This window comes from Vibrio ezurae NBRC 102218, from assembly GCF_000467185.1.
In the GTDB taxonomy this organism is placed as follows: domain Bacteria; phylum Pseudomonadota; class Gammaproteobacteria; order Enterobacterales; family Vibrionaceae; genus Vibrio; species Vibrio ezurae.
Map to the genome: position 1 here is coordinate 97656 of NZ_BATM01000009.1, position 7285 is coordinate 104940.

Annotated in this window: 6 protein-coding genes; 3 read left to right on the forward strand and 3 right to left on the reverse strand. The window is 43.4% G+C overall.

From position 1 onward, the window contains the following. Positions 1-80: 80 nt before the first annotated feature. Positions 81-344: a hypothetical protein gene (locus tag VEZ01S_RS05525; RefSeq protein WP_021713028.1), complete on the forward strand. Its 264-nt coding sequence runs from the start codon at positions 81-83 to the stop codon at positions 342-344. 87 nt (positions 345-431) lie between these two features. On the opposite strand, the gene VEZ01S_RS05530 is transcribed toward VEZ01S_RS05525, so the two are convergent. Then, on the reverse strand, positions 432-1112 hold the full coding sequence (locus VEZ01S_RS05530) for a pseudouridine synthase (RefSeq protein ID WP_021713029.1): 681 nt from the start codon (positions 1110-1112) through the stop codon (positions 432-434). Between the two features lie 302 nt (positions 1113-1414). Between VEZ01S_RS05530 and VEZ01S_RS05535 the strand changes: the two genes are divergently transcribed. Further along, positions 1415-3643 (forward strand): NADP-dependent isocitrate dehydrogenase, encoded by a 2229-nt coding sequence (locus VEZ01S_RS05535; RefSeq protein WP_021713030.1) that lies wholly within the window; start codon positions 1415-1417, stop codon positions 3641-3643. 154 nt (positions 3644-3797) lie between these two features. On the opposite strand, the gene VEZ01S_RS05540 is transcribed toward VEZ01S_RS05535, so the two are convergent. Further along, complete coding sequence (locus VEZ01S_RS05540; RefSeq protein ID WP_021713031.1) at positions 3798-5222, reverse strand: basic amino acid/polyamine antiporter; 1425 nt, start codon at positions 5220-5222, stop codon at positions 3798-3800. A gap of 355 nt (positions 5223-5577) precedes the next feature. Here VEZ01S_RS05540 and VEZ01S_RS05545 point away from each other — a divergent pair, with 355 nt between their 5' ends. Then, entirely contained in the window at positions 5578-6384 is an 807-nt protein-coding gene (locus VEZ01S_RS05545; protein ID WP_021713032.1) for an alpha/beta fold hydrolase, read from the forward strand. Between the two features lie 84 nt (positions 6385-6468). Here the strand turns inward: VEZ01S_RS05545 and VEZ01S_RS05550 are convergent, their stop codons facing one another. Next, the gene (locus VEZ01S_RS05550; protein WP_021713033.1) at positions 6469-7125 is read right to left on the reverse strand and encodes an NAD(P)H-dependent oxidoreductase; all 657 of its coding nucleotides are present in this window, start codon (positions 7123-7125) and stop codon (positions 6469-6471) included. Positions 7126-7285 lie beyond the last annotated feature (160 nt).

The following is a 7285-nucleotide window of genomic DNA, read 5'->3' on the forward strand; positions in this document are numbered from 1 at the left end:
TTTAAATTGACTGAAAAATGTAAACAAATTCTGGCATACTGTGCGCAATTATTTTCAGTTTCAGATAAAAGGCTATAGGCATGCAAGACGAACAAGAAATGCAAGATCAACTCTTGGAGATCGTTGAAAACCAAATTGAATCAGGCGAACCTAAAAAAGTAAAAGAAACCTTAATGCGTTTGATGATGACAGGTAACAGCCGAGAAGATTCTATCGCAATGATGGGGTGTGCGGTGGCAATCGAAGTATTTGATGTGGTGAATAACGGCGCTACGTTCAACGAAAAGCGTTATGCTGAGCATCTTGAGCGCTTACCTGATTTAGGCTTTATGGAAGGCGAGTAATACCAATAACGTGATGAACCCCAGTGTGAACTAGACCGAGTGAGTCTTTCACTGGGGTTTTTATTGATGTAATGAGCGATTTTTACGTTAATCGGCCAGTTTCCACTGTCCATTGCCAAGATCGCCTAAGCGGTATTCACCGATAGAATAACGAATTAAGCGCAAGGTAGGAAAGCCGATATTGGCGGTCATACGACGTACTTGACGGTTACGCCCTTCGATGATGGTAATGGACAACCATGTGGTTGGAATGGCAGCGCGAAATCGTACAGGAGGGTTGCGCTCCCACACGTTTGGCTCTGCCATGACCTCAACTTTTGCAGGCAATGTCATGCCATCTTTAAGCGCAACGCCTTGACGTAGTTTATCTAGGTCTTCTTCGCTCGGAGCCCCCTCAACTTGCACCCAATACGTTTTCGGTGATTTGGAATCTGGCTGAGTGAGCTTGGCTTGTAAAATACCATCATTGGTCAGCAGTAGCAGTCCTTCACTGTCTCTATCTAAACGTCCCGCAGCATAGACTTCTTTGATAGTGATAAAGTCGGCTAAAGTTTGTCTTCCATCACCATCGGTAAATTGGCTTAAAACGTCGAATGGCTTGTTAAACAACACTATTTTTCGGTCTTTTGCTGATACGCGTTTAACCTGTCTGCTGGTTTTTTTTCGAATAGGCGCATTTGAACGTTTTTTATTTGGCTGACTATTGGATGTAGAATCTCTACCTGACGTTCTTGAAGAGTTCCTTGGTCGACGATTGTCGCTAGACATGTTAACTACCTTGCATTTTTGTAAACAAACTGTGTGAGTTCGTTCTCTATAAACAACATTTGCTTTATGATACGCGCAGCAAACACGTTAGGGCAACAATAACACGATTGCGATCACCGCCATTTATTTGATAGGTTAGTCAGTATGCCTTGTATGATTAATGGCGTTTTAGGCCAAACGAGGCAACTAAGAACCGTTCAAAACAGATTAACGACCACAGATTCGCACGAAGCGAATGTAATCATCTTGATGGACACTGTCGCTGAATCGCCAGTGAAACCAAATAACGATAGGGAAATTTCATGTCTGCACAAAAGCCCACCATTATTTATACAATTACCGATGAAGCTCCAGCATTGGCAACTTACTCATTTTTGCCGATGGTTCAAGCATTTACTGCATCTTCTGATATCGCAGTAGACACAAGAGATATTTCATTGGCCGGGCGCGTCATTGCCAATTTCGCAGAATATTTAAAGCCAGAGCAACGCATTAACGATGCACTTTCCGAGCTTGGTGAATTGGCTAAGACGCCAGAAGCAAATATCATTAAATTACCGAACATCTCAGCATCAATACCTCAGCTAAAGGCCGTGATTAAAGAGTTGCAAGATAAAGGGTACGATCTTCCTGACTATCCAGAAGACGCAACCACCGATGAAGAAAAAGCCATTCAATCTATCTACGGCAAAATTAAAGGCAGCGCAGTAAACCCTGTATTGCGTGAAGGTAACTCCGATCGCCGTGCCCCTGCATCAGTGAAAAACTACGCTAAGAAAAACCCACATTCAATGGGGGCTTGGTCAAAAGAGTCTAAATCGCATGTGGCGAGCATGGACGGCAATGATTTCTTTGGTAGTGAAAAATCACTGACGTTAGACAAAGCAACGCAAGTACGCATTGAATTGCGCGGGCAAGATGGCAGTGTTACTGAGCTAAAATCGGCGTTTGCTCTGCAAGATAAAGAAATTATTGATACCTCAGTGTTGAACAAAAATGCACTTGTGGCTTTCTTTGAAAAAGAAATTGCAGAAGCAAAAGAGCAAGATGTATTGCTCTCGTTACACCTAAAAGCCACCATGATGAAAGTATCCGATCCGGTGATCTTTGGGCATGCAGTTAAAGTGTACTACAAAGATGTGTTTGCTAAACACGGTGCGCTGTTTGATGAGTTAGGGGTGGATGTGAATAACGGTCTTGGTGATGTGTATGCCAAGATTGAATCTTTGCCAGAAGCGCAAAAAGCGGAAATTATCGCGGATTTAAATGCGGTCTATGAGACACGTCCTGAGCTGGCAATGGTCGATTCTGATCGCGGGATCACTAACTTACACGTACCATCAGACGTCATTGTTGATGCGTCTATGCCTGCAATGATTCGTACTTCCGGTCAAATGTGGGGACCGGATGGCAAGCCAAAAGACAGCAAAGCGATGATTCCTGATCGTTGTTATGCGGGTGTTTATCAAGCGGTGATTGAATTTTGTAAAGAAAATGGCGCGTTTGATCCTACCACTATGGGTAGCGTGCCAAACGTTGGCCTAATGGCGCAAAAAGCAGAAGAATACGGTTCACACGATAAAACCTTTATTCTTGCTCAAGCGGGCAGTGTGGTAGTGGTTGATGCCGACGACAAAGTGCTTCTTGAGCAAGACGTCGAACAAGGCGATATCTTCCGCATGTGTCAGGTAAAAGATGCGCCAATTCAAGATTGGGTGAAACTTGCGGTAAACCGCTCTCGTTTATCGAATACTCCAGCGGTATTCTGGCTAGATGCGAACCGTGCGCACGATGCAGAGCTTATTAAGAAGGTAGAAGCGTATTTACCACAGCACGATACGCAAGGTTTGGATCTGCGCATCCTGTCTCCTGTGGCGGCGACTTTGTTTACTCTAGAGCGCATTGCTAAAGGCGAAGATACCATTTCAGTCACAGGTAACGTACTGCGTGATTACCTAACGGACTTGTTCCCAATTCTAGAGCTAGGTACTTCCGCTAAGATGTTGTCTATTGTTCCTCTTATGAACGGCGGCGGCTTATTTGAAACTGGTGCCGGCGGCTCTGCGCCAAAACACGTTCAGCAAGTAGAAAAAGAAAACCACCTACGTTGGGATTCTTTAGGTGAGTTCTTGGCACTGTCTGCTTCACTAGAGCACTTAAGCGAAGTGACTGGCAACCAAAATGCACGCGTACTAGCGCAGACGTTGGATGCTGCAACAGGTCAATTCTTAGACGAAAACAAATCACCATCGCGTCGCGTCGGTGAACTGGATAACCGTGGCAGTCATTATTTCCTAGCGCGTTATTGGGCTGAAGCATTAGCAAGCCAAAACAAGAGTGCTGAATTGGCTGAGCAGTTTGCGCCAATCGCTAACGCTCTAGCGGAAAATGAAGCACGCATTGTTGCTGAGCTTAATGAAGCGCAGGGCGTAGCAGGGGAGCTAGGAGGTTACTATGCGCCAGTTGATGCAATTGCCTCGAAACTGATGCGTCCAAGTGCAACTCTAAATCAGATCATCGATAACGTATAATTTGCTTCAATAAACACAAAGCCGAGCTAATCATAGCTCGGCTTTTTTGTTTTATTTTACAATCAAAAACTCTAACGCAGTTATCGAGTGCTTTAACAAGCTAGCGCGTCATTGATTGACTACGATGGCTATGAATACACTTCGACGCGATTTATCAAGCCTGCAATTGACCTGTCACCATTAGATAGATAGAGACAATTGCTAGCACAATCAGGATGCGTTCAATCCATTTATCCGCTGTTGAATACACTTTCTCACCGGCTTTAATGCGCGCGGCGTGGGTGTAGCGGAAAAAGGGAATACCGATTGTGTACAAGATAGTGGCCATAAGTTGATACTCTAGACCTGCGGCTGTAATTAACCATGCACAAAACAGTGCAGCAACCGTAGCCAATAAAACATGACCGTTGTTACGTTTTTCTTGACCTAGTGCTTTGTAGTTCCATGATAGCTTCAATAAATACAAGCAGCTCAGTAGGTAGCAAGGTAGCACCATCACTGAGGCAATGTTAATTGCAGCCAAGTAGACGTTTTCAAACATCACAACCAGCAATACACACAGCTGCATGAAAATAGTTGAAATGCGCAATGCAATGATTGGTGCGCCATTGCTATTGGTTCGGCTAAAGAATTTAGGGAACTCTCCGGTTTTACCTGCTTCATAAGGGACTTCTGCAACCAGCATAGTCCAAGCAATTAATGCCCCAAAAACAGACACCAACACACAAATGTTAACAATGATTTGACCAAATGGGCCAATGGCAACTTCAAGTAGCGACGCTGTTGAAGGGTTAGACAATTGCGCCAGTTCTTGCTGAGGAAGAATACCAAACGACAATACGGCAATGAGAGTGTACATGCTAAGAGCAACTAAAAAGCCAATAAGTGTGGCTTTTTCTACATCGGAACGGTTTCTTGCACGACCGGAAAGTACGACAGCACCTTCAATACCGACAAAGCACCATAAGGTCACCATCATTGTACTTTGGATTTGTCCCATGACAGAACCTAAGTGCTGTTGTTGACCCCATACATCGATAGACAGTTTTTCTGGCTCGAAGCTGTATAGAATGATGCCAATGATTACCACTAAGCCAAGTAGTTTACCTGCGGTTGAGATGACATTAATGAATGATGAACTGGCCGCACCTTTTAGCGCAATGCTGTTCATTCCCCACAATAGAGCGGAGCAAAGAATAACCGTTTCAATACCGTGTTGTAATAATACAGGGAAAAACAGACCAAGTGAGTCGTTGATCATCACGCAGAGTGCGACATTTCCCATACAACTCATTAGCCAATAGCCCCAAGCGGACTGAAAACCAATGTATTCGCCGAAACCGTCTTTGGCGTAAGTAAAGATACCTGAGTTTAGGTGGGGCTTGTGTTCAGCTAGCAGTTTGAAGGTTTTCACCAGCAACAGCATACCGAAACCGGTAATCACCCACGCAAGAGCGACCGCACCAATTGAGGCTTGTTCCGCCATGTTTTGTGGGATACTGAATATGCCACTTCCAATCATTGAGCCAAATACGATGGCAATTAAGCCAATGAGGCCCACTGAATTTGTTTTATTCATGTTTATTAAAACCGATTTATCGACCGTATAATACCGTCAAAATGTCTGACTTAAACAGGCTACAAATCTTAATAAAAGACTTGATAGAGTTAAGCCGCTCGAAAGGTGCAAAATTATACTGAAGCGCCTATGAATAAGTAGCAGAAATCGAGTCTTATAATTAAAACTATTATTCCAATGTTGATCGGTAAAGTTGTGAATAATGCGTACAAACGCAATTGGCTGACATTGAACTTGAGTTGTTTTGTGTATATTTGTGGAGAATTGTATTTATTGATGAAAAGCAGATGAGACAAGGGTCTTGCTTTGTTATCATGATGTTATGGTTTAAGGGTGATAGGCGATGCAATAGATAATGACCAAAGAAGTACAACGAACAACATTGTTTATGAAAAACAAAATCGGCCTAGCACTGCTATCGGCACCGTTATTATTCGGTTGTAGCCAATCAGAATTACCCATCAACGATAGCAATTATTCAACGCATCAAAAACAGCAAGTTATTATTGTGCATGGCCTTGCGCGCAGTGCCTCTTCAATGGAAAAAATGTCGGACCGAGTATCGTCTAGTGGTTATCAAGTATGTGTGGTTGATTATTCTACGTTGGGGCGAGCAGTAGACACAACACTGCATGAAAGTAGTGCGCAAATCGACCAGTGTATTGATAAATTTAATCGCGAATTGTCACAAACGAAGGGGAGTAAGGTACATTTTGTTGGCCACTCTCTGGGTGGACTGGTGATCCGTAATTATTTGGCTCAAAACAATAGCATGACTCATTCACCGCATTTTGGGGAGGTGGTATTTGTCGGAACCCCGAATAAAGGCAGTGATGTCGCAGACTTTTTTTCTAACTTATGGTTATTACCGTTAGCAGGGGGCACGGCGGCCTCATTAACAACTAGTTCGGAGAGTTTACCTAATTCCTTACCCGAACCTAATTATGCGTTCGGCGTGATTGCAGGCACAGACAGTTATCCTATTTTGAAGTACATGTTTGATAATTCAAATGATGGCTTAGTGTCGGTGGAGTCGACTCAATTAGAAGGGATGCAGGACTTTATCGCGGTGAATATTACTCATGATAGCCTGCGTAGTGATCCACTCGTGACGGACTTAATTGTGAATTACTTAGATCAGCGACGTTTTGCAAGCCAGTAATCTGATAACGAACCTTTATACCGTCCAAATAAAAATGGCCCACCAAAAGTGGTGAGCCATGCGCAAGTAACTGCTTTCAAGTCATTACAGTACTTTCAATACGTCTTCTAACGCTAAGCGTGATTTCGGTAGGCTAGCATTGTAGTCTTCTTCTTGATGGTGATAACCCATCGCTAACGCCACATTGCATTCATAGCCGTCTAGCTCATCTTTGAAGATCTCGCCAATAAGTTCGCTATCTATGCCTTCCATTGTCGTAGAGTCAATGCCCAGTCGAGCGAGCACGTGCAGGGTATTGCCCAGTGCCAGATAGGTTTGAGATTTCGTCCACTTAGAGTTGTCACCCGTTTCATCAGTATTGAGATCAACAAACGCAAATCCACCAAACGCCGCTTCACGTTGTTCTTTAGGAGTACGTCCGTCTTCAATTCCTTTATCGACTACTTTGGCGTAATCGTCTCTTGTGTAATGAGGGTTGTGAGCAAATAGAACAATGTGCGACGCCGATTTGATATGAGGCTGATTAAACTGAAATTTGTTGGCAAAAGTATCATGCATACGCTGTTTAGCGGCATCGCTTTCGATAACAATAAATTTCCAAGGTTGGGAGTTGATAGAAGAAGCGGATAAACGAATGGCTTCGTAAATAACATCGAGATCGTCTTGAGAAATACGTTTTGTAGCATCGTAACGTTTAGCGGTATATCGATTTGCTAAATCGGTAATGATAGCGTGAGTCATGATAAATCCTTATACAGTGTTGCCACTCGCAGAGGGTGGCTTGTTAGCGATGTTGTTCAAGTCCATGTTAGGTTACGTGAATAGACTTTTTGAATAAAGAACCTTTTCGGCAATACACTTTCAAATTAAATTAGAAAATCGAGTTATACCCATCGCACTC

Bases quoted from the DNA above. Each gene is read 5' to 3' on its own strand.
- VEZ01S_RS05545 (WP_021713032.1), top strand. From the start codon at position 5,578: ATGACCAAAGAAGTACAACGAACAACATTGTTTATGAAAAACAAAATC.
- VEZ01S_RS05550 (WP_021713033.1), bottom strand. From the start codon at position 7,125: ATGACTCACGCTATCATTACCGATTTAGCAAATCGATATACCGCTAAA.
- VEZ01S_RS05535 (WP_021713030.1), top strand. From the start codon at position 1,415: ATGTCTGCACAAAAGCCCACCATTATTTATACAATTACCGATGAAGCT.
- VEZ01S_RS05525 (WP_021713028.1), top strand. From the start codon at position 81: ATGCAAGACGAACAAGAAATGCAAGATCAACTCTTGGAGATCGTTGAA.
- VEZ01S_RS05530 (WP_021713029.1), bottom strand. From the start codon at position 1,112: ATGTCTAGCGACAATCGTCGACCAAGGAACTCTTCAAGAACGTCAGGT.
- VEZ01S_RS05540 (WP_021713031.1), bottom strand. From the start codon at position 5,222: ATGAATAAAACAAATTCAGTGGGCCTCATTGGCTTAATTGCCATCGTA.